At 61.0% G+C, this 20,091-nt stretch carries 15 protein-coding genes; 9 read left to right on the top strand and 6 right to left on the bottom strand.

What is annotated here, in order from left to right; all coding sequences use genetic code 11:
* Positions 1 to 25 precede the first annotated feature (25 nt).
* The gene (locus tag TERRO_RS03270) at positions 26 to 976 is read left to right on the top strand and encodes an EamA family transporter (protein ID WP_014784577.1); all 951 of its coding nucleotides are present in this window, start codon (positions 26 to 28) and stop codon (positions 974 to 976) included.
* Here the strand turns inward: TERRO_RS03270 and TERRO_RS03265 are convergent.
* Complete coding sequence (locus TERRO_RS03265; RefSeq protein WP_014784576.1) at positions 973 to 2,325, bottom strand: flavin monoamine oxidase family protein; 1,353 nt, start codon at positions 2,323 to 2,325, stop codon at positions 973 to 975. The two genes, TERRO_RS03270 and TERRO_RS03265, sit on opposite strands and share 4 nt — an antisense overlap.
* Entirely contained in the window at positions 2,322 to 3,749 is a 1,428-nt protein-coding gene (locus TERRO_RS03260) for a CCA tRNA nucleotidyltransferase (protein ID WP_014784575.1), read from the bottom strand. Before TERRO_RS03260 ends, TERRO_RS03265 begins: the two co-directional genes overlap by 4 nt.
* Positions 3,750 to 3,876: 127 nt before the next feature.
* On the opposite strand from TERRO_RS03260, the gene tsaD reads away from it, so the two are divergent.
* From tsaD to TERRO_RS03220, 8 genes are all read left to right on the top strand, one after another.
* On the top strand, positions 3,877 to 4,986 hold the full coding sequence (gene tsaD, locus TERRO_RS03255) for a tRNA (adenosine(37)-N6)-threonylcarbamoyltransferase complex transferase subunit TsaD (protein WP_014784574.1): 1,110 nt from the start codon (positions 3,877 to 3,879) through the stop codon (positions 4,984 to 4,986).
* Between the two features lie 131 nt (positions 4,987 to 5,117).
* Positions 5,118 to 6,608 (top strand): cysteine--tRNA ligase, encoded by a 1,491-nt coding sequence (gene cysS / locus TERRO_RS03250; RefSeq protein WP_014784573.1) that lies wholly within the window; start codon positions 5,118 to 5,120, stop codon positions 6,606 to 6,608.
* Between the two features lie 144 nt (positions 6,609 to 6,752).
* Positions 6,753 to 7,010, top strand: a complete 258-nt coding sequence (locus tag TERRO_RS03245; protein WP_014784572.1) for a hypothetical protein — start codon at positions 6,753 to 6,755, stop codon at positions 7,008 to 7,010.
* A gap of 23 nt (positions 7,011 to 7,033) precedes the next feature.
* Positions 7,034 to 7,372, top strand: coding sequence for a cell division protein ZapA (locus TERRO_RS03240; protein WP_014784571.1), 339 nt, complete (start codon positions 7,034 to 7,036; stop codon positions 7,370 to 7,372).
* A 278-nt stretch (positions 7,373 to 7,650) separates the two neighbouring features.
* The gene (locus tag TERRO_RS03235) at positions 7,651 to 8,670 is read left to right on the top strand and encodes a VWA domain-containing protein (RefSeq protein ID WP_014784570.1); all 1,020 of its coding nucleotides are present in this window, start codon (positions 7,651 to 7,653) and stop codon (positions 8,668 to 8,670) included.
* A 489-nt stretch (positions 8,671 to 9,159) separates the two neighbouring features.
* A complete protein-coding gene (locus tag TERRO_RS03230; protein WP_014784569.1) occupies positions 9,160 to 9,918 on the top strand; it encodes a prolipoprotein diacylglyceryl transferase in 759 nt (252 codons plus the stop codon).
* Positions 9,908 to 11,359 (top strand): pseudouridine synthase, encoded by a 1,452-nt coding sequence (locus TERRO_RS03225; RefSeq protein ID WP_014784568.1) that lies wholly within the window; start codon positions 9,908 to 9,910, stop codon positions 11,357 to 11,359. The genes TERRO_RS03230 and TERRO_RS03225 overlap by 11 nt, the downstream gene beginning before the upstream one ends.
* A gap of 12 nt (positions 11,360 to 11,371) precedes the next feature.
* On the top strand, positions 11,372 to 12,412 hold the full coding sequence (locus tag TERRO_RS03220) for a VWA domain-containing protein (RefSeq protein WP_014784567.1): 1,041 nt from the start codon (positions 11,372 to 11,374) through the stop codon (positions 12,410 to 12,412).
* Positions 12,413 to 12,505: 93 nt separating this feature from the next.
* On the opposite strand, the gene TERRO_RS03215 is transcribed toward TERRO_RS03220, so the two are convergent.
* From TERRO_RS03215 to pheS, 4 genes are all read right to left on the bottom strand, one after another.
* On the bottom strand, positions 12,506 to 12,952 hold the full coding sequence (locus TERRO_RS03215) for a helical membrane plugin domain-containing protein (RefSeq protein WP_014784566.1): 447 nt from the start codon (positions 12,950 to 12,952) through the stop codon (positions 12,506 to 12,508).
* 18 nt (positions 12,953 to 12,970) lie between these two features.
* A complete protein-coding gene (gene fdhF, locus TERRO_RS03210) occupies positions 12,971 to 16,189 on the bottom strand; it encodes a formate dehydrogenase subunit alpha (RefSeq protein ID WP_014784565.1) in 3,219 nt (1,072 codons plus the stop codon).
* A 564-nt stretch (positions 16,190 to 16,753) separates the two neighbouring features.
* Positions 16,754 to 18,919: a phenylalanine--tRNA ligase subunit beta gene (gene pheT / locus TERRO_RS03205; RefSeq protein ID WP_014784564.1), complete on the bottom strand. Its 2,166-nt coding sequence runs from the start codon at positions 18,917 to 18,919 to the stop codon at positions 16,754 to 16,756.
* Between the two features lie 24 nt (positions 18,920 to 18,943).
* The gene (pheS, locus tag TERRO_RS03200) at positions 18,944 to 20,056 is read right to left on the bottom strand and encodes a phenylalanine--tRNA ligase subunit alpha (protein WP_014784563.1); all 1,113 of its coding nucleotides are present in this window, start codon (positions 20,054 to 20,056) and stop codon (positions 18,944 to 18,946) included.
* Between the last annotated feature and the right edge of the window lie 35 nt (positions 20,057 to 20,091).

Raw genomic sequence — 20,091 nt, 5'->3', positions numbered from 1 at the left:
TCTTGATAGTCTGGACGGACCCGTCATGACATCCCCCACCAAAGCTCCCGCCAGATGGATCTTGCTGCTGGCCTTTGGCTGCGTGTATTTCTTCTGGGGATCGACCTTTGTCGCGATTCGCTACGGCGTGCAGTATCTGACGCCAGGCTTCGTCTCGGGCTTTCGGTATCTTGCGGCGGGCGCCATGCTGCTATTGGTGTTGCCGATGCGTGGTGTCAGCGTGCGGATCAACCGTCGTGACCTGGTGCGGGCGCTGGTTCTGGGCCTGCTGATGTTGACCGGCAACAACGTACTGCTGGGGTGGGCGGAGATGTATGTCACGGCGGGCTATGCGGCGCTGCTGACGGCGAGTGTGCCAATCCTGATCGCGATGTGCGAGAGCCTGATTCCGGGTGGCGCACCGCTGAACCGCATGGGTTGGGCGGGTAGCGCACTCGGACTGGCCGGGCTGATTGTGCTGCTGGCGCCGGTACTGCGCCATGGACTGGTGCTGCATCACGGAGGCAACGCGGAGCATGCCCTGGCGCTGGGCACGATGGTGCTCGTCGTGGGCATCGCCTGCTGGGTGGTGGGATCACTGCTGTCGGGACGCTGGCCTTCGAAGCTGGACCCGTTTGTCGGCGCTGCCTGGCAGATGCTCTTTGCGGGCACGGCGAATGTGCTGATTGGCACGGCGGCTGGCGGATGGCACACCGCTCGCTGGACGCCCGGTGTCTTTGTTGCGCTGGCATGGCTGGCGATCTTTGGATCGCTGGTGGGCTACACGGCTTACACGTATCTGCTGCACCATGTGCCGGTGGCGAAGGTTGCGACCTATGCGTATGTGAACCCGATTGTTGCGGTGGTGCTGAGCGCGCTGTTTCTGCACGAAGGCCTGCATGGATCCCAGTGGGTGGCGATGGCGATCATCCTGGTGGCCGTGGCAATTGTGACGGCTTCAAAGAGCAAGCCGAAGGCTGTGGCCCGCACCGCTTAGTCTTCCTGCAAAAGCTGTTGCGCAGCGCGCAAGCCGCTGCGAAGCGCGCCGTGGACGGTGCCCCAGTGCCCGGTGATATCGGTGTGTTCGCCGGCGAAGAAAAGGGTGTCCCGAACCGGCTGAGACATGCTCTTCGAGGCATCGACGGCACCGACCGGCACCCATGAATAGGCGCCGAGCGAAAAGGGATCGCTCTGCCAGTCATGGCTGTGGTGCGAGACGAGTTGGTCGAGGACGTCATCGTTGGTGAGGCCGAAGATACGCGCGAGATCCGCGCATGCGATGTGCGCGATTTCGTGATCGTTCAGAGCCGCGAAGCGGTCCGCTGCGGGTCCTCCGCTCCAGGCGGTGAGTACCGGGTCCAGCGAGGGGAAGCCGGTCCAGAAGACGTGGAAGCGGGGCTCGTCTGCGCGGGTCCGTTCCGTTGGCAGCAGGAAGGAAAGTTGCTGCAGGGCTTTGTGCTGCGGGTGGGCAATCTCAGCCCACCAGCGGCTGCGGAAGACGAGATTGATGCGGCAGACGTGCCCCATGGCCATGCGGCCTGCGTCGTGGAGGATGTTCGCCGGCACGGGTGTAAATCGTACTGCGCGCGCATGGAGAACGCCGAGTGGCAATGTGATGACGGCTGCATCTGCGGCAAGCGCTTCGCCCGATGTGAGCCGGATAGAGACACTGCCTGCGGACCAGGCGACCTCGTCCACGATGGCCTCAGTACGCAGGATTGCGCCGGCTTTTTGCAGACGGACTGCGAGAGCCTGCGGCAGTTGTGCGTAGCCGCCTGTGACGTGAAAGGAGTTGTCGCCGTGGATGCTGTCTTCCGCGCGCTGCTGCACGGCGAGGGAACGGATGGAGATGCGAGATGCATCGGCCGCGTTGAAGCCTTCGACGTAGCTGGTTGCACTCGCTGCAAGATCGCCATCCACTCGCTCTCGCTCAACATACTCGCAAAAGCTGAGATCTTCGTTTTGGTGCTGCTGATCGATCCACGCCGTCATGCGTTCGAGCAGGGCGAATGGATCCTCGGCATCGCTGTCTTCGCTCGCCTTTGTATCGTCACCCTCTTCGTCTTCTGCTGAGAGCGTTCCATTGGGCGCGTAGCGGACGTTCGAGCCGGTTAGCTCGTAGAAAGGCAGGTCGAGTTCTTTGAGGAGTGCGAACAACTCCGGCGGTTCGCCGTGCACAAACTCTGCGCCGAGTTCGATAGCTGCATCGCCTGCATGCTCCGTGAGGATACGGCCACCGACATGACTGCGCGCCTCCAGCACTGTGACCTTACAACCAGCCTCTGCAAGTTTGACGGCTGCGATGAGACCGGCAACACCTGCTCCAACGACGATGACATTTTTCACTGCGACTGCACCCCGCTGAGTTGTTGCTTTGCCAGCAGATCGCGCAGCAAATTGATGGCTTCGGCGCGCGTGCGGATACTGCCTTCGAGCTGTGCATCTTCGATCTCGCTGAGCAGTTGCTTGAATCGCGGGCCTGGCCTCAGGCCTGCGTCGATAAGGTCGCGGCCCGTGAGCAGGAGCGCGGGTTTCCACTCTTCGACGGGTGCTGCTTCAAAGTGCTGCTTTGCGTAGTCGTACATGGCAAGCAGGTTGTGTGAGCTGGTGACGTCAAGCTTGTGCAGCGCGAGATGTTCTGCGAAATCGTTCAGGCGGAAGAAGCGCTTGAGCGTGCTCTGCTTCATGTTCTTCACATCGCCAAAGCGCATGTGGTTTGCGACGAGTGCGACGATCTGGTCGGTGTCGGCCGTAGAGAAACGCAGGCGGTTCAGGATGGCGCGGGACATCGTGGCGCCTACGTCGGCGTGGCCGTTGAAGCGGATGCGCGGCTTTGGATCTGCGGGATCGGGCGCGCGAAAGGTTGGGGGCTTACCGACATCGTGCAGCAGTGCTGACCACGCCAGCGTTGACTTGGCCCCCGGCCGCAGCTTCTCGAGCAGCATCAGCGTGTGAATCCACACATCGCCTTCGGGGTGCCACTCGGGTGGCTGTTCTACGCCCTTCATGGCAACAACCTCCGGCAGCACATGCCGCAGCAGACGACTTTCGTCGAGGAGCTCAAAGGCGCGGCGCGCGTGGCCCTCCGTCAGCATCTTGGTTAGTTCATCGCGGACGCGTTCGTTGCTGACCTGCGAGATGGTTTCGGCCTGCATCTGCATCGCCCGCATGGTCTCCGGCTCAATGGTGAAGGTGAAACGCGCGGCGAAGCGGATGGCACGCAGCATGCGCAGCTTGTCTTCGCGGAAGCGGCGTTCGGGATCGCCGATGGCCCGCACGATGCCCGCTCGCAGATCGTCCTGACCACCGACGAAGTCGAGGACGCGGCTGGCGATGTTGTCTGCAGTAAGGCCAATGGGATCGAGCAGCATGCCGTTGATGGTGAAGTCGCGGCGCTGGACGTCTTCCTGCGGTGTGTCCGCGTAGCTGACCTCGTCGGGGCGGCGGCCGTCCGTGTAGTCACCGTCGCTGCGGAAGGTGGCGACTTCCGTCTGAACTTCACAGCCCGCGTCTTTGTTCGCCGTGCAGACGATGACGACGCCGAAGTGCATGCCGACTGAGAAGGTGCGGTCGAAGCCCATGAGCACCTTCTCCGGCGTGGCGGAGGTGGCGACGTCGTAGTCCTTGGGCTCAATGCCGAGCAGCAGATCGCGCACGCAGCCGCCAGCAAAGTACGCGTCGAAGCCGCGAGCGCGCAGCGACTGCACGATGTGGAGTGCGGCCTGGTAACCGGGACTGTCGGCGAAGTTCATCGGAGAGTTAGATGACATGATGACGGATCCGATGGGTGCGAAATCTACCTTGAAAAACACTCAAAACTGCGAAAAATCTTCTCTTTGCAGGAGATCTCTTCCGATCCTGCGCGGACGTGTTCGTGTGCCTCGCTAGTATAGGCATGTGGGCACTGGACTGATTCTGGGCATTGAAAGCTCGTGCGACGAGACGGCTGCGGCAGTGGTGCGCAGTGGTGGCGAGGTTCTTTCGAACGTCGTGGCGTCGCAGATGGAGATGCATGCGCTGTACGGCGGCGTGGTGCCGGAGCTGGCGAGTCGCGAGCATCTGCGGAACATTGTGCCGGTAGTGCGCGAGGCTCTGCGTGCGGCCGACGTGTCTGCCGACGATCTGGACGCGATTGCCGTCACTGCCGGCCCGGGGCTTGCGGGTGCGCTGCTGGTTGGGATTTCGTTTGCGAAGGCCTATGCGTTTGGATTGGAGAAGCCGCTGATCGCGGTGAACCATCTTGAGGGGCATATCCATGCCGTGCTGATGGAGCGCCACGGCGCGTCAGCAGGTGGACTGCTGGCGCTAGTTGTCAGTGGCGGGCATACGCATCTGTATCTGGCCGATGAGAGCGATGGTTCGTGGCGTTATCGCAACGTGGGCCGGACGGTCGACGATGCAGCGGGCGAGGCGTACGACAAGGTTGCGAAGCTGCTGGGCCTGGGCTATCCAGGTGGCCCGTGGATCGATCGGCTGAGTGCTCATGGCAATGCGAACGCCGTGCCATTTCGCTTTATCTCGATCAATCGCGGGACGGAAGAGGATCCGAGCTTTGACTTCTCGTTCAGCGGCATCAAGACCGCCGTGTTGCGCTACGTCGACACGCATGGGATGAAGGCGGCGATTGACGCCAGGCGTGCGGCGCTGGCACGGATCGAGCAGCCTTCCCTGAAAGACGTGCTTGCGCTGTGCGACGCGGAGACCCTAGACCTGATTGCCTCGTTTCAGCATGCGGTGGTCGGAAACCTGGTGCGGCAGACATTGGCGGCTGCGGCTCACTTCGGAGCAACGGGCATCGTGGTGTCTGGCGGTGTTGCGGCTAACCGGGCTTTGCGCGCACGCTTTGCGGAGGTTGCTGCGGAACGTGGGCTTTCCGTGGCTTTTCCAGGGGCTTCTCTGTCGACTGACAACGCCGCGATGATCGCCGCTGCAGCGTGGCCGAAGCTGCGCCATGGTGAGTTTGCGGGTGCGGACCTGAATGCGACGCCGCAACTGCGTCTCGGCTAAAAGGCGCCTGTTGCCGCTGTGCGCGGGCGGCTCAGCTAGAATCAAGCTCGGACTGCGGCGGCATGACAGCGCGATGGTGCGCATGGTTCCGGGCGCGCACGCAAGTCGCTGAAGGAAACGACCCTCCTCGGATGGCCATCGAACTCTTCAATACCCTGGGCAGCCGCATTGAGCCGCTTGCACCCGCGCGTGACAACACGCTGCGCATGTACTGCTGCGGCCCGACGGTCTATGACTACGGCCACATCGGCAACTTCCGCACCTTTCTGCATGTCGACGTGCTGCGCCGCACCGCGCGCCTGCAGGGCTTTCTGCTGAAGCACGTGATGAACATTACGGATGTGGATGACAAGATCATCCGCAACGCCGCGCTTGCCGGCGTGCCCATCAATGAGTACACCGCCAAGTTTGAGAAGGCCTTCTTCGAAGACATGGACGCGCTGGGCGTCGAGCGGCCGGAGATCATTGCGCGCGCGACCGAGAACATCGGCGAGATGGTGAAGCTGATTGAACAGCTTGCCAGCGAAGACATCGCCTACAAGACAGAAGACGGATCGTGGTACTTCCGCATTGCAAAGTTTCCGGACTACGGGAAGCTGAGCGGTAAAGATCTGGACGGCATGGAAGACGGTGCGCGCGTCGATGTGGACGAGTATGAGAAGGACGCCGCGCGCGACTTTGCCCTGTGGAAGGCTGTGAAGCCAGGCGAAGCGTCTTGGGAGACGGAGATCGGCACCGGGCGACCGGGCTGGCACATTGAGTGCTCCGCCATGGCGATGAAATACCTGGGGCCGAACTTTGACGTGCACGGCGGTGGCGAGGATTTGACCTTCCCGCACCACGAGAACGAGATTGCTCAAAGCGAGTGCGCCAGTCACCAACCGTTTGCACGGCATTGGTTCCATGTGCGCTTCCTGCTGGTCGAAGGCAAGAAGATGTCGAAGTCTGAGGGCAACTTCTACACGCTGCGTGACCTGTTGCTGAAGGGCTACCGCGCTTCGGCGATCCGCTTTCTGCTGATCTCCGTTCCCTATCGCCACCAGATGAACTTTACGTTCGAAGGCCTGACAGAGAGCGCGAATGCGATCGAGCGCCTGCGGACCTTTGCGCGGCGCGTGGATGCCGCGGCGAAGAATGCAGCGCTGCCGGCGGAGAGCAATGAAGAGTTGGATGCGCTCGTGGCGGACAAGCTGTCGGCTTACCACGCTGCGCTGGCGAACGATCTGAACACCGCCGAGGCGCGTGCCGCCATCTTTGACGTGGTGCGTGCGGCAAACATCACGCTGGACAATGGCACCTTCGGCCGCGGCAACGTAGAGCGCATCACGAAGCTGCTATCGGACTTTGACGAAGTCTTCGACGTGCTGACGGATCGCGATGCAGCGATCAGCCAGGCCGCAGTCGCGTGGGCTGAGGCGGAGGGTCGCAGCGACGAGATCGCACCTGAACTGCGGGCCGCGCAGAGCATCTCCGACGAGCAGATTGAACAGTTGATCGCGGAACGCACGGACGCCCGCAAGCGGCGCAACTTTGCGCGTGGCGATGCGATTCGGAATGAGTTGATGGAAAAGGGTGTCCTGATTGAGGACGGTAAAGACGGCGTGACCTGGAAGCGGAAATAGTTTCTCGCAGCCTGTTTCGTCACCAGTAATTAACAGGGGTAGCACAATCGGATACCCCCAATGCGAAATGCCGTCGGGCATTCGCGAATGGCGGCTCTATACTCCGCACAGGCGTTTCGAATTATCGCCGAAGGAGCACAATTCATGGCGACCACGACCATTACCGTCGACGAATTCCAGGCACTTGAGCAGCGCGTGATGCGCACGGTGGAACTGATCCGCGCGGAGCGCGAAGCGCGCGCCAATGCGGAGGCGGAAGTGGCGGCTATGAAGGAGCTGCTGGACGTTGCTTCCAGCGAGAACTCGGCATTGACCGTGGAATTGGCAGGATTGAAGCAGGAACGGCAGCAGGTAAAGGGCCGTGTCGACGCGATGTTGAAGCAACTGGACGACCTGGGTTAGGCGAGAGGGAGTATTCGAGAGGCATGGACAACACTTCCCCCATCAGCTCGGTTTCGGTCGAGATCTACGACCAGACGTATCACCTGCGCGGTGTAGACCCCGCGCACATCGACCAGCTTGCGCGCATTGTTGACGGCAAGATGCGTGCTGTCTCAGCGCATGGCGCGACCGTCGATTCGCTGCGTGTGGCTGTTCTGGCTGCGCTGAATATTGCAGATGAGCTGACGGAGCTGCGTGCACGTCATCGCGAACTGCTGGACTCACTCGACAACACCGAGACGACGAACCGCCGCCGTGCAAGCTCGCTGAGCAATATGCTGGATGAGGCGTTGAGCGAAGACCTGCACCGGATCGCCGTCTAGATCAGAATCTGACTGATTTCTAAAGAGGTCTGGCAATCTGCCCGGCCTTTTCCATTCACACTTCCGGCAATATTTGTGGCGGGAGCCCGTCCGGTGTCTGTTGATCAAAGTACAAGCCCCTGAGTCGCCACCACGGATGATTGCAAAAGCACGTTTTTTCGCAGTGTCTTCTTATGCCGCTTGTGGAAGCGATCCAGCTCATTACGCCATCGCATCCAATTCATTGACAGCGATTGGCGGGCCTTTATCCCGTGCGTTACACGCGCTGGGAGGATGTGATGTCGTCCCTCACCCGAAGTGTCTCCCTTGCCTTACTCTCTTTGAGCACGTTGTGCGCCACGGCTCAGCAGGCAACTGCTCCCCATGAATCGTCCATCCAGGTCAATGTCTTCAGCGCGCCCGGGGCAGAGAATTTATCGCCGCAGAACATCCGACTGCTCGATAATAAGCAGCCGCGTGCGATCACCTCATTACGCCGTATCGGCGCAGGCAGCGATCCCGTTCGAGTGATCGTGGTGCTGGACGCCGTGAACATTCCGTATATCCGGATGGCTTATGAGCGCAATGAGATTCAAAAATACTTCCGCGCGAATGGCGGCGCGCTGGCGAATCCCACAACGTTTGCCGTGATTACCGACAAAACAACAGAGGTCCAGCAGGGTTTCACGAAAGATGGCAATTCGTTGAGTGTCATCCTCGACAAATATCCCATTGGTTTGCGCGAGGTCCGTCGCGATCAGGGGTTCTGGGGTGCGGATGAGCGCACGCAGATCTCGCTACGGGCATTGGGTGAGTTAACGGAGTATGCCGCCAAAATCCCAGGGGAGAAGATGGTGTTATGGGTATCGCCCGGCTGGCCGCTGCTCTCAGGCGTCCGCGTCGATCTCAGCAACAGGCAGCACCAGGGGATCTTCCGCGACGTTGTCAGCTATTCCCGCCAGATGCGACTGGCAAAGATGACGCTGTACAACATTAACCCTCTCGGGCCTGAGGAGAACCTGCTGCGTTCGAGTTACTACGAGGTCTTCCTGAAAGGCATTGCGAAACCAGAGGATACGGACATCGCCGATCTCAGTCTGCAGGTGCTCGCGGTCCAGAGCGGTGGGCTCACCATCACGGGCAACAGCGATGTCGCCGGCAATCTGGAGAGGTGTGCTGCGGAAGCGAAATCGATGTATGAGTTGACCTTCGCGCCACCACCTCCGGAACACGCTGATGAGTATCATTCACTTCAGGTGACCGACGCAAAGCCGGGTGTTGTAGTGCGATCGCGCAATGGGTATTACGCACAGCCGTAGACGGGCGGTGACGATGGGCCTGACTGTCGGCTGTCAGGCTTTGGGAACGACGAAAGACGCCGACTTGATTAGTGTGGCAAGCGCGGTGTTGCTTGCCTTGCCAACATCGGGGTCTCCGCGTAGCATCTGCAACAGATGACCGGCCTGCAAAGCAGGTGCGGGGAACAACGCCGGTTGAACCAATATCCATTGAACAGGGGTTCGGCTCGTATATATGGTTCGGTGTGCAGTGTCGGCCAGTCCCGAATGCCTAAAGAACCACGGCTGAATCCCACCGCTTAGTAGCGGGTTCACCGGCGCCTCCCTCACGGCCCAGTGGGTCGGTCTTCTCTATTTGAGGCGGCACGATTGTTGTCGACCCCAAGTGGGTCGGTCTTCTCTATTTGAGGCGGCACGATTTGCGGACCCTAAGGAGTCCATCTCCTCATAGAAGCCGTGTGCTTCCTTCTTTTTCGGGTGTAGAACCTCGCACAACGTATCCTAGAGAGGATGCACCCGCACCTCGCACGAATCGGACCTATCACTATCCCCACATTTGGTGCAGTTGCTGCGCTTGGGCTAGTGCTCGCCATTCTGCTGGCGGCGCGGGGTGCGCGTGTCATGCGTATCAGCGAAGACGCGGTATGGAATCTGTGCCTGTTCACCGCGGCGGGCACCCTGATCCTGTCGCGCGTGGTGATTGTGGTGCAGGTGTGGAAGGCGTTTCTGCACTATCCGCTCTACATCCTGACGCTGCCCACCGTGACGAAGTTTGGATTGCTGCTGGCGCTCCTGTGCGGCGTCGGTTACGTGTTCTTCAAGAAGCTGCCGTGGCTGCGAACCGCCGATGCTATAGCACCCGCGATCCTGCTGCTGCAGGCTTCCCTGCACCTGGGCACGCTCTTCTCGGGCGACGATCTTGGCGCGTCGACGACGTCTCCCATGGGGCACATCATCCGCGCAGACGACGGCTACCATCCGGTTGCGCTGTACTCCGCGGTATTGTCATTGCTGGCCGCCGCCATCGCCTTTGCATGGCTGCATCGCGAGGCCCAGGCAGGCGAGACCTTCGGACTTTCGCTCACGATGGCCGCGCTGGTTCGCTTCTTCGTCGATGAGTTTCGCCCCACCTATGTGCTGCCGGATACGTTTGTCGGCGGCTTTCTTCGCATCGACCAGTTGCTGCTGACGCTTCTTGCTGCGGCCGGTCTATGCTTCTTCTTTACACGAGGCAAACGTCTCGAGCAGGGGGCGCACTATGCCCAGTAAGAACATGCTGCCCAAGGGCAAGCGCAGACAATCCGTCAAGGCCGACTACCGCGTCGCACGCGATGTGATCACAGATGCCGAGCGCCAGGAGCTGGCGGCGGCTGAGGCCGCCCTGTACGGCGAAGTCGTTGAGACACCGAAGCCAGTCGTCCCAAACACCATGGTGAAGGATCGGCCGAAGCGCGCCGGCAAGGGCGGCTTTCAGAAGAGTGGCCGCCGGCAGATCGGCACCATCGAAGCCGCTCCGCTGCTTCCTCCGTCTGAGATGGACGAGGACGACGACCTGATCGTGCCCGATCCCGCGGCGCTGCCGCTGGGCGCGCGCAAGAGCTGGATTGCAGAGCGTGAAGCGCGCGGCTATCGCGTGGATCAGTACCTGACGAAGGTGCTGCCCGGCATCTCTCGCGCGCGGGCGCAACTGCTCATTGACCACGGCCAGGTGCGCATCAACGACGTCGTCGTGAAGTCGAAGCAGAAGATGACCGGCGGCGAGACCGTCGTCGTCGAAGGCGAACCCACGCCAACGCAGCTGCGCGCGACGCCCGAGGACATTCCGCTCTCCATCATCTTCGAAGACCGGCACATGGCCGTGATCGACAAGCCTGCGGGCATGATGGTGCATGCGGGCAGCGGACTGACCGACGATGTGCGCAACAATGGCACACTGGTCAACGCCCTGCTCTTCCACTTCAAGGATCAGCTCAGCGATGTTGGCGGCCCCTTGCGGCCTGGCATTGTGCATCGGCTCGACAAGCAGACGAGCGGCCTGATCATGGTGGCGAAGAGCGACCAGTCGCACCGCGCGCTCGCCGAGATGTTCAGCGAGCGCACGCTGGAGAAGCGCTACCTGGCGCTCGTGCACCGGCACGTGAAGAGCGACCGCGGCCTGATCGATCTGCCGATTGCGCGCGATCGCGTTCGGCGCACACGCATGACGACGCGCGTGGCAAACATCTACATGACCACCGCCAGCCACGGCGCGCCCAGCCTACGCCATCCGGATGAGCCGGAGCCAAGCACGCGCCGCCGGGCCAACGACCCGCGGCCCGCACGTACGCACTACACCGTGCTGGAGCGGTTGCACACGACCGCAGGCGATTTCACACTGCTGGACCTGAAGATCGAGACGGGCCGAACGCACCAGATCCGCGTCCACATGCAGTCGCTGGGCCACCCCGTTGTGGGCGACACGCTGTACGGTGCGCCGGGAAAAATCCCCGGCATCGCACCCGCTGCTGCGCCCGTCGAAGGCAAAGAAGGGCCGACGCTTCGCCGTAACTTTCTGCACGCCGCGCACCTGCGGCTACAACATCCCATCACGGCAAAGCCGTTGGATCTGTCGGCGCCATTGCCGCCGGAACTATCGGAATTGCTGGACAAGCTGCGTGCGCTGGAGATACCCGCGCGGGCGCCGCAGCCAGACTTGCGCGAGGATTGGTAAACTACGCCCGATATGGCTGCTCTTCGCAATCCCGTGGTCCGCGCTCTTGCCACTTGTTCCCTTGCTGCCTCGCTTGGCTTCGCGCAGCAGGCCGCTGCACCGGCGCCGCCCGCCAGCACACCGCAGCAGAACCCGCCTGCGGCACCAGCGCCCGCAGTGCCTCCGCCTGCTGAGGCGAACGCTCCGCAGGCAGGTGGCAGCGATGCAAGCACCCTGACCATCCGCGCCTTCGTGCCGGAGGTTCCTCTCGTCTTCACCGTGACCGATGGCAAGGGCCGCTTTGTGACGGGCCTGAAGCAATCAGACTTTGGCCTGCTCGACGACGGTCGCAAGCCCGATCGCATCATCAGCTTTACGCAGCAGGCGAACCTGCCGCTGCGCATCGGCATTCTGCTGGACACGTCGAACTCCATCCGCTCGCGCTTCCAGTTTGAACAGCAGGCAGCGACGGAGTTCCTGCTGCAGGTGCTGCGGCCCAAGCAGGACGCCGCCTTTGTCCTTGGCTTTGACGTTCGGCAAGACCTGGCGCAGGACTACACCAACAGCGTCGACAAGCTGAGCTCTGCCATTGAAAAGCTGCGGCCTGGTGGCGGTACCGCCTTCTTCGACGCGGTGTATACGACCTGCCGCGACCAGATGCTAACGGTGCGCTCGACCGAGACCATCCGTAAGGCGATCATCATCGTCTCGGACGGCGAGGATAATTACTCGCGCGTCTACGAACAGGACGCCATCAAGGAATGCCAGCGCGCGGAGACGATCGTTTACACGATCTCCACCAACGTCAGCCCCAGCAAGGACAAGGGCGACGAAGTTCTGACAAGGCTGAGTGAAGCGACCGGCGGACGCGCCTTCTTCCCCACGAAGATTGAGGATGTGGCGCGCGGCTTCCAGGCGATTGAAGAAGAGCTGCGGTCGCAGTATTCATTGCGCTACCGCCCGGCAGATCTCAAGCAGGATGGCTCGTTCCGTACGATCTATCTCACGGCGCTGGATCAGCGCTTCCATGTGCGCGCTCGTAAGGGTTACTTCTCGCCGCGTCCTCCGCAGTAAGTCGCTGTTTGAATAAGCAGTGAGTCCTATGCAAATAAGCAGCCGCCGAGATCGATCATCTCGGCGGCTACTTTATCTAGGACAAGGGTTTATCTATCGACGCGTTCCGAGTGCTGCGAGTAAATCCACTGCGACCGCAAGTCCACGACGTCCTTCAATCGACGTCGCTCGCTTGAAGAGCGCCCAGAAGCTTGGCGGCCTCTCCGCAGCTTTGCTCCCAGACTTCGCAAGCGATGCGGCGATGCAACTCATCGTCTCCGGCTCAATGGAGCCAAGGATCTTGCCCGCTGCGATCAGATTCCGTAGCGCGTTCACGCTCTCCTGAACACGTGCGGCCTCGGCAAGATGTCCTACGATCTCATCCTTGGCATGGATCATGCCGTGCAGCGCGTACAGGATGCCTTCGTCATGAGCAGTCTGAAGCAAGTCGTACGCGACCAGGAGTGCCTGCGCATGCTCACGCGGAGCAGCTTCGAGACGACGCATCAACCCATCCTTCGGGTCGTACGGCAACGGCGTAAATGCGATTGGGTTTGCCATATCTGCGTGCTCCTGTCCTTAAACGGTGGTCGTATTGATCTGAACTAACGTCTCGCTTGCAGCGGTGCCGGGCTGCCGGTAAGTTGCCTGCGCCCACTTCCGCTCAACCTCGACACCATTCTGCGGTGTGCGTACGCCGTTGCGGAAGTTCTCGGCCATCAGAGGCGACCTGCCCTTCGCTTCCAGCACACGAAGACGGACTGCCGTCTCCTTGTAAGCAGGCGTGTGTGTCGCGCGATCGACGTGTGCGCCGGTGAGCCGATTGACCGGATCCTTGACGCTGTTCATCGGCATGTAGAGCTCGTTGCCCTGCACGCGGTCTGTCACCAGGACGCGGGCGCGGATCATGCCCCAACGGCTCTCGACTTCAACCTTCGTACCGCTTTCCATGCCGCGCGCCGCCGCAAGTTCCGGCGAAACTTCCACCCAGTTCAGCGGCGTCATGCGGTTGATGCCATCCACCTTGCTGGTCATCGCACCCTGTTCAAAGTGTTCCAGCACGCGGCCGTTATTCAGGTGCAGATCGAACTCAACGCCCGCTTCTTCACTGGGTTCAATCCACTCCAATGGGAAGAACTTTGCCTTGCCGTCCGGGAATGGGAACTCCTTTAGAAAGAGCACGGGTGAGTCCGTGCCGTCTTCCGCAACCGGCCACTGCAGGCTCTTGAAACCTTCAAGCCGTTCGTACGTGACGCCCGCAAAGATCGGGGTAAGTGAGGCCACCTCATCCATGATGTCGCCGGGATGGTTGTACTTCCAATCCCCGCCCAGGCGATTGGCGATGAGCTGGATGATCTCCCAGTCGGGCTTCGAGTCGCCCAGCGGATCCAGTGCCTTGTAGAGCCGCTGAATGCGGCGCTCCGTGCTGGTGAAGGTACCGTCCTTTTCCAGCGAGGGCGAGGCAGGCAGCACGACATCTGCATAGCGCGCGGTTTCGGAAAAGAAGATGTCCTGAACGACGAGGAACGGAATCTTGCTCAGAGCCTGCTCAACAAAGTTCGCGTTACTGTCACTGGTGATGGTGTCTTCGCCCTTGATGTAGAGCGAGTGAAGCTCGCCCGCCATGATGGCATCTATCATCTCGTGGTTGTCTTTGCCCTTGGTAACAGGCAGGGTGACGCCCCAGGCCGCCTCAAACTTGGCGCGGACCTCTGCATCGCCCGTGCCCTGATAGCCCGGGTAGAAGTTCGGCAGCGATCCAAAGTCACTGGCGCCTTGCACGTTGTTGTGCCCGCGCAAGGGATACGCGCCTGCGCCCGGACGACCGAAGTTACCGGTGGCCAGCAGCAGGTTTGCAAGGGACGTGGACGTATCCGATCCGCCGCAGTGTTGGGTCACACCCATCGCCCACAGGATGCACACGCCGTCTGCCTTCACAACCTCTTCTGCGACCTGCTTGAGTGTCTCAACGCTGATGCTCGTAATCTTCTCCGCATATTCCAGCGTAAAAGATTCCAGGCTCTTGTAGTACTCGTCGAAGTGGTTTACGCGCTGTTCGATGAAATCCTTCGCGTGCCAGCCTTGATCGATGATGTACTTCGTTACCGCCGACACCCAGACGAGATCGGTGCCTGGCGTAGGGCGGATGAAGAGATCCGCGCGCTCTGCCATCTCATGCTTGCGAATGTCGCTGACGATCAGCCGCTGACCGCGCAATTTGTGCGAGCGCTTCACACGCGTCGCCAGCACTGGATGACTCTCGCTGGTGTTGGAGCCAACGATGAGAACGAGCCCTGCCTTCTCGATATCTGCAATCGATCCAGAGTCGCCACCGGTCTTCACGGTACGGCTAAGACCCATCGTCGCTGGCGTCTGGCAGTAACGGCTGCAGTTGTCCACGTTGTTCGTGCCGACCACTGCCCGCGCAAGCTTCTGCATCAGGTAGCTCTCTTCATTGGTGCACTTGGACGATGCAATGAAGGCGAGCGCGTCCGGTCCGTGCGCCTGCTTGATCTCAGTGAACCTGCTCGCGATCAGTGTCAGCGCCTCTTCCCACGAAGCTTCTCGGTAGGTCGAATGCTGGCCGTCATTTACGCGGATCAGCGGGGTGTGCAGGCGGGCCTTGGAGTTGGTGTATTCGTAACCGAACTTTCCCTTTACGCAGGTCGAGATTCCGTTCGCGGGGCCGTGTGTCGGTTCAATCTTCAGGATGTGGCGATCGCGCGTCCACACTTCAAACGAGCAGCCGACGCCGCAGAAGGTGCACACCGTCTTCGTGCGCTTCGTACCTGCTTCGCGCATGGTGCTTTCGATGTCGCTGAGCGCCAGGATAGGCGGATAGCCCGTCTCGGGCTCGACGCCCTTGACCACTTCAATCATGCTATCGATGGCACTCGCCGGCAGATTGGTGAGTGTGCCGGCCTTCTGCAGCATGCTCTTTTCCATGAGCGCATTGCATGGGCAGACGGTGATGCAGTGACCGCAACTCACGCAACTGGAGCCGGCGACCTGTTCGCCACCATCCCATAGAACACGCGGATTCTTGCTCGTCCAATCAATGGAAAGCGTCTCGTTGACCTGCACATCCTGACACGCTTCCACGCAGCGTCCGCACAGGATGCACTGGTCCGCGTCATAGCGGTAAAACGGGTTGGAGTGGTCCTGCTCATACGGCTTGTGCAGGAACGGACGCTCCTGGTGTACGACGTGCATTTCGCCGACGGCGTTATGGATGGTGCAGTTGCCGTTATTGTTGTCGCAGACCGTGCAGTAGAGGTCGTGGTTCTGCAGCACGCGATCCATGGCCTCACGCTGGGCTCGGTCGGCGCGTGCGCTTTCTGCGAAGATCTTCATGCCCGGGCGAACCACCGTGGCGCAGGCGCGAACGAGCTGACCATCTACCTCGACCATGCAGGTGTCGCAGGTCTGGATCGGACCCATCTGCTGCAGATAACAGAGCTGTGGCACACTCCGGTAGTTACCGGCATGCTCCGCGCGCGAAGAGTCCTCGGCCGTGCCGGGGTACTCCATCTTCGAGGATGAGGGAGGATGGGCGAACTGAGGATTCTCTGCCAGGGCCGCGCGCTCCGAGGGCGTCAGCTTCTTGTCTCCGGTATGGAAGCCGGCATCGGCGATCGACGCATTTGCCAGTGCTGCCGCCCGGTTCAGCACTTCGATCAGCAACTCGCCTTCGCCAGCCGGAACTTCGCGGCCATCGATCGACAGGTTGAAGGTATGCGGAACATCAAGAGGCGTGTTCAACAGGCGCTTCGGAATGGCGGTGACAATCTGCGGCATAGATACCTAGGATGCAGGGGTACCGCCGGGGGCCGTTCGCTGCGCCCCACATGCGGAATATGGCGATCATGATAGCTACGATGACGTCCAGAGTCACCCGGCGGGATCGCCAATTGGCTTGTCTGGACGGCGGTGAAAGGGCGGAGACGTGAGCTCTCCCGGCCCGACCTGACGGATCGGCTGGGGCTACCGGACGCCCGGCGCGTTCAACTCCATTGAAATCAACGGCAGACACTGCTCGCTGCGACGAGGCCGCGTGCGCGGGAACGGTTTCAGCACGAGCATGCTGAAATCCCGACTCTCGAGGGGCCGCCGGCATACTTTCCCGCGCGGGACGTCCTCGCGCCCGGGATCGAGATGATTTGCTCCTGTGGCAATTTTGCGCCAAGCTTTGCCTTGCCCTTGGATGACGCACCGAGGAGCAGACTGTTTCGTTCGACAACGACACGAAGGTTCACGCGCCGTTTGAAGCACAGAGCCTGCGGCGGCGCGTGGACGTCATGCTGCAGGCAAAGAAATAGCTCCGCCGCGAGACGGAGCTATGACGTTCTGTATTTGTCGAAACTATGCGGCGCGGTGCCTGCCGCCAAGCTTCAACAGCGATGCAACAATCGCATCCTGCCAGGCCGTGATCTCTTCCTCACGTAATGTGCGTTCGGGCGATTGGAAAACCGTACGCAATAGCAGCGAGTACTCGCCGCGCGCTACCGCTTTGCCTTTCGCATCGCGAAAGATTTCAACCGGTGCCAGCGAGATCATCTCTGCGATACCGAGTGCACGGATCGCAGCGTCGACATCCTTCCACTGCACCGTGTCGGCGAAGAGGAAGGAGAAGTCGCGTTCGACGGCCTGGTAGCGCGATGGTTCCTGCGCGGACGGTTGGCGAAGCGCGTACTCGTAGAGCGCTGGGATGTTGATCTCTGCAACGACGGCCACTTCCTTCAACTTGCGGCGTTCGCGCTCGGTATTGGTTAGTTCTCCTAACCAACCAATGGTCTTACTTTCTACCTTGATCGCCGCACCACGGCCACCTTCGATCCACGCAGGCAGGCCGTCTCCGGTGAAACTTACCGCTGGGAGCACGAAGCGTGCGAGCACGTCTTCGACAGCGCCCTTCACTTCGAAAAAAAGCGCATCCGCTGCGTCGATGGTCTTCGTTCCGATCGCTTCACCGAACGCTCCCAGTGCGAGCGATGGGTGCTCGACGACCTGTGCCGTGGTGCCGATGAAGACAGTGCCGTACTCGAAGATGCGGCCTGCGCGCACGTCGCGCGTACCGTTGAGCTGCAGCATGCCGACGGTTCCGGGCAACAGCGATGGTCGCAGCATACCGGCCTCTGCATTCAGAGGATTGCCCATGGGCACGCCGCTGGTACCGGGCGCGGCAAAGGTGCTCGCATCGGCCTCGCTGCAGAAGGTGCTGCTGATGGCCTCAGTCCAGCCGAGTGAGCGCAGGACCTCGCGTACCTTGTCTTCCTTCGCAGCATGCGGCAGCGCAGCCACACCGCCGCTGAAGCTGGGCAGCGTGTCCGCAAAACGGTTGTAGCCATAGACACGTGCGATCTCTTCAATCAGGTCGATCTCGCGCTCCAGGTCGAGACGCCATGACGGCAGCGTGACTTCGAAGGTTGCGGCATCATCCGACGGACGCAAATGGCAGCCAAGAGCCTGCAGATACTGCTCGATCACCTCGGGCGGAACCAGGTTCCCGGACGTCCCACTTTCGAGTGTCGTTCCAAGTAGTCGCTGCACCTCATCGACACTCAGCAGAACGTGCGGCCGCTTGGTCGTGCGCAGCTCCTGTGCCTCGACAACGACCTCGGTCATGGCGCCCACAGCCTCGCCACCGCACGCGGCAATCACGCCGCGCGTCACCAGGCGATTTGCCAGGGCGCACGCGCCAAGATCCGCGCCACGCTCGTAGCGATGCGACGCATCGGTGTGCAGGCCATGGCGACGCGAACTCGCACGGATGGCAGCGGGATCAAACCATGCGGCTTCGACGAGTATGTTCTTCGTCTCTTCCGTCACGCGCGAATCCCACCCACCCATCACACCGGCGAGCCCGAGCGCCTTCTTCTCATCGGCAACGACAAGGTCGTCCGCCGTCAATGTCTTCTCGCTGCCGTCCAGCAGCTTGATGCGCTCGCCAGCATGCGCACGGCGGACCACGATGCTGCCCTCAAGCTTGTCGAGGTCGAAGACATGCGTCGGCTGTCCCATGGCAAGCCACGTGTAGTTGGTGATGTCCACCGCGTTCGAGATCGCCTTCTGTCCAAGCTGCTCGAATCGCGTGGCAACGATGCCTTCGCTTGGCTTGACCGTCACACCGCGAATGATCTGCGCAGTAAAGCGGCCGCAGAGATCTTCAGCCTCGATACGCACGGGATAACCACCCGGTGAATCACCAGCCGGAGCGAAGATCTCACATGCGATCGACGGCAGTGCTGCACCGGCAGCGTCGCCCATCTCGGCATGCACCACGCGACGGTCTTCCAGCGTGAGCAGCGGCACACCGTAGAGCGTCGCAGCCTCGCGCGCGATGCCGTAATGGTTCATCGCATCGACGCGGTTCGTGGTGATGTCCATCTCAAAGAGATGGCCGCCATCGGGAAGCGCGTGCACACCTTCCACGGCAATGCCGCGCAGCGTGAGGTCTTCGGCTAACTGCCGGTCACTTACTTCAAGCGCGGGAAGATACTCGCGCAGCCACTTCGACAAGATATTCATTGCAATCCTGAGCGCGCTTCGCGCTTATACAAACTGAGACAGAAACCGTAAGTCGCCCGAGTAAAACTGGCCGATATCGCCGACGCCGTACTTCATCATCGCGATGCGTTCAACGCCCATGCCAAAGGCGAATCCGCTGATCTTCTTCGTGTCGTACGCGGGTTCCAGGCCATTCTCGATGCGGCGCGCATCCACCGCGGCGAAGACGGCGGGATCGACCATGCCGCAACCCAGCAACTCAATCCATCCCGAGAACTTGCACTTGCGGCAGCCCTTCTGCCCACAGAACGGGCACGAGATCTGCACATCCGCACTTGGCTCCGTGAACGGAAAGAACGATGGGAAGAAGCGCGTCTTCACGCTCGATCCGAAGAACGCCTTCATCGCGTAATCGAGCGTGCCCTTCAGGTCACTGAAGGTGATATTCGTGTCGACGCAGAGACCCTCAACCTGATGGAAGATGGGCGAGTGCGTGGCATCACTTTCGTCGTTGCGATGCACCTTGCCCGGAATGACGATGCGCAGCGGCGGCGGGTTCGACACCATGCTGCGAATCTGAACGGGAGAAGTGTGCGTACGCATCAACAGACGCTCACGCAGCGGCTTCCCTTCCTGGTCCGCGACGACCAGCGTGTCCTGCGTGTCGCGTGCAGGATGATTCGGCGGAAAGTTCAGCGCCTCAAAATTATAGAAATCCGTCTCGACCTCAGGCCCGATGCCTACCGAATATCCAAGCGCTGCAAAAACCGCAGTCATCTCGCGCATGGTGCGCGTCAGCGGATGCTCAACGCCGATGTTGCGGCGGATGCCTGGCAGTGACAGATCGAGTGCTGGCGCGCTGCTTGCTTTCGATGATGCTGGCTCGCTCGCGAGAGCCGCTTCGATCTCGTTCTTCAGCGTATTAAATCGCATGCCCAGCGACTTCTTCGCTTCGGGCGGCGCAGTCTTCAGCCAGGTCTCGCTCAATAACTTGAGCCGGCCCTGCTTACGGCCCAGCCAATCGAGGCGAAAGTTCTCTTGCGCTTCAGCTGTCGTCAGTTGCGATGCGGCCGAGCGGACCTGATCGGTCAGCGCGCGGAAAGCCTCGTCAAGCGAGGCATCATCGAACGCGGTCAAAGGTGTGATGGTTTCCGTCATAGGTTGCAGTACTTGGCGCAGCCACGTAGCTGAAA

This window comes from Terriglobus roseus DSM 18391 (assembly GCF_000265425.1).
GTDB lineage: Bacteria > Acidobacteriota > Terriglobia > Terriglobales > Acidobacteriaceae > Terriglobus > Terriglobus roseus.
Note: the sequence above shows the minus strand (reverse complement) of the source record. Positions and strands in the feature narration are given on the sequence as shown.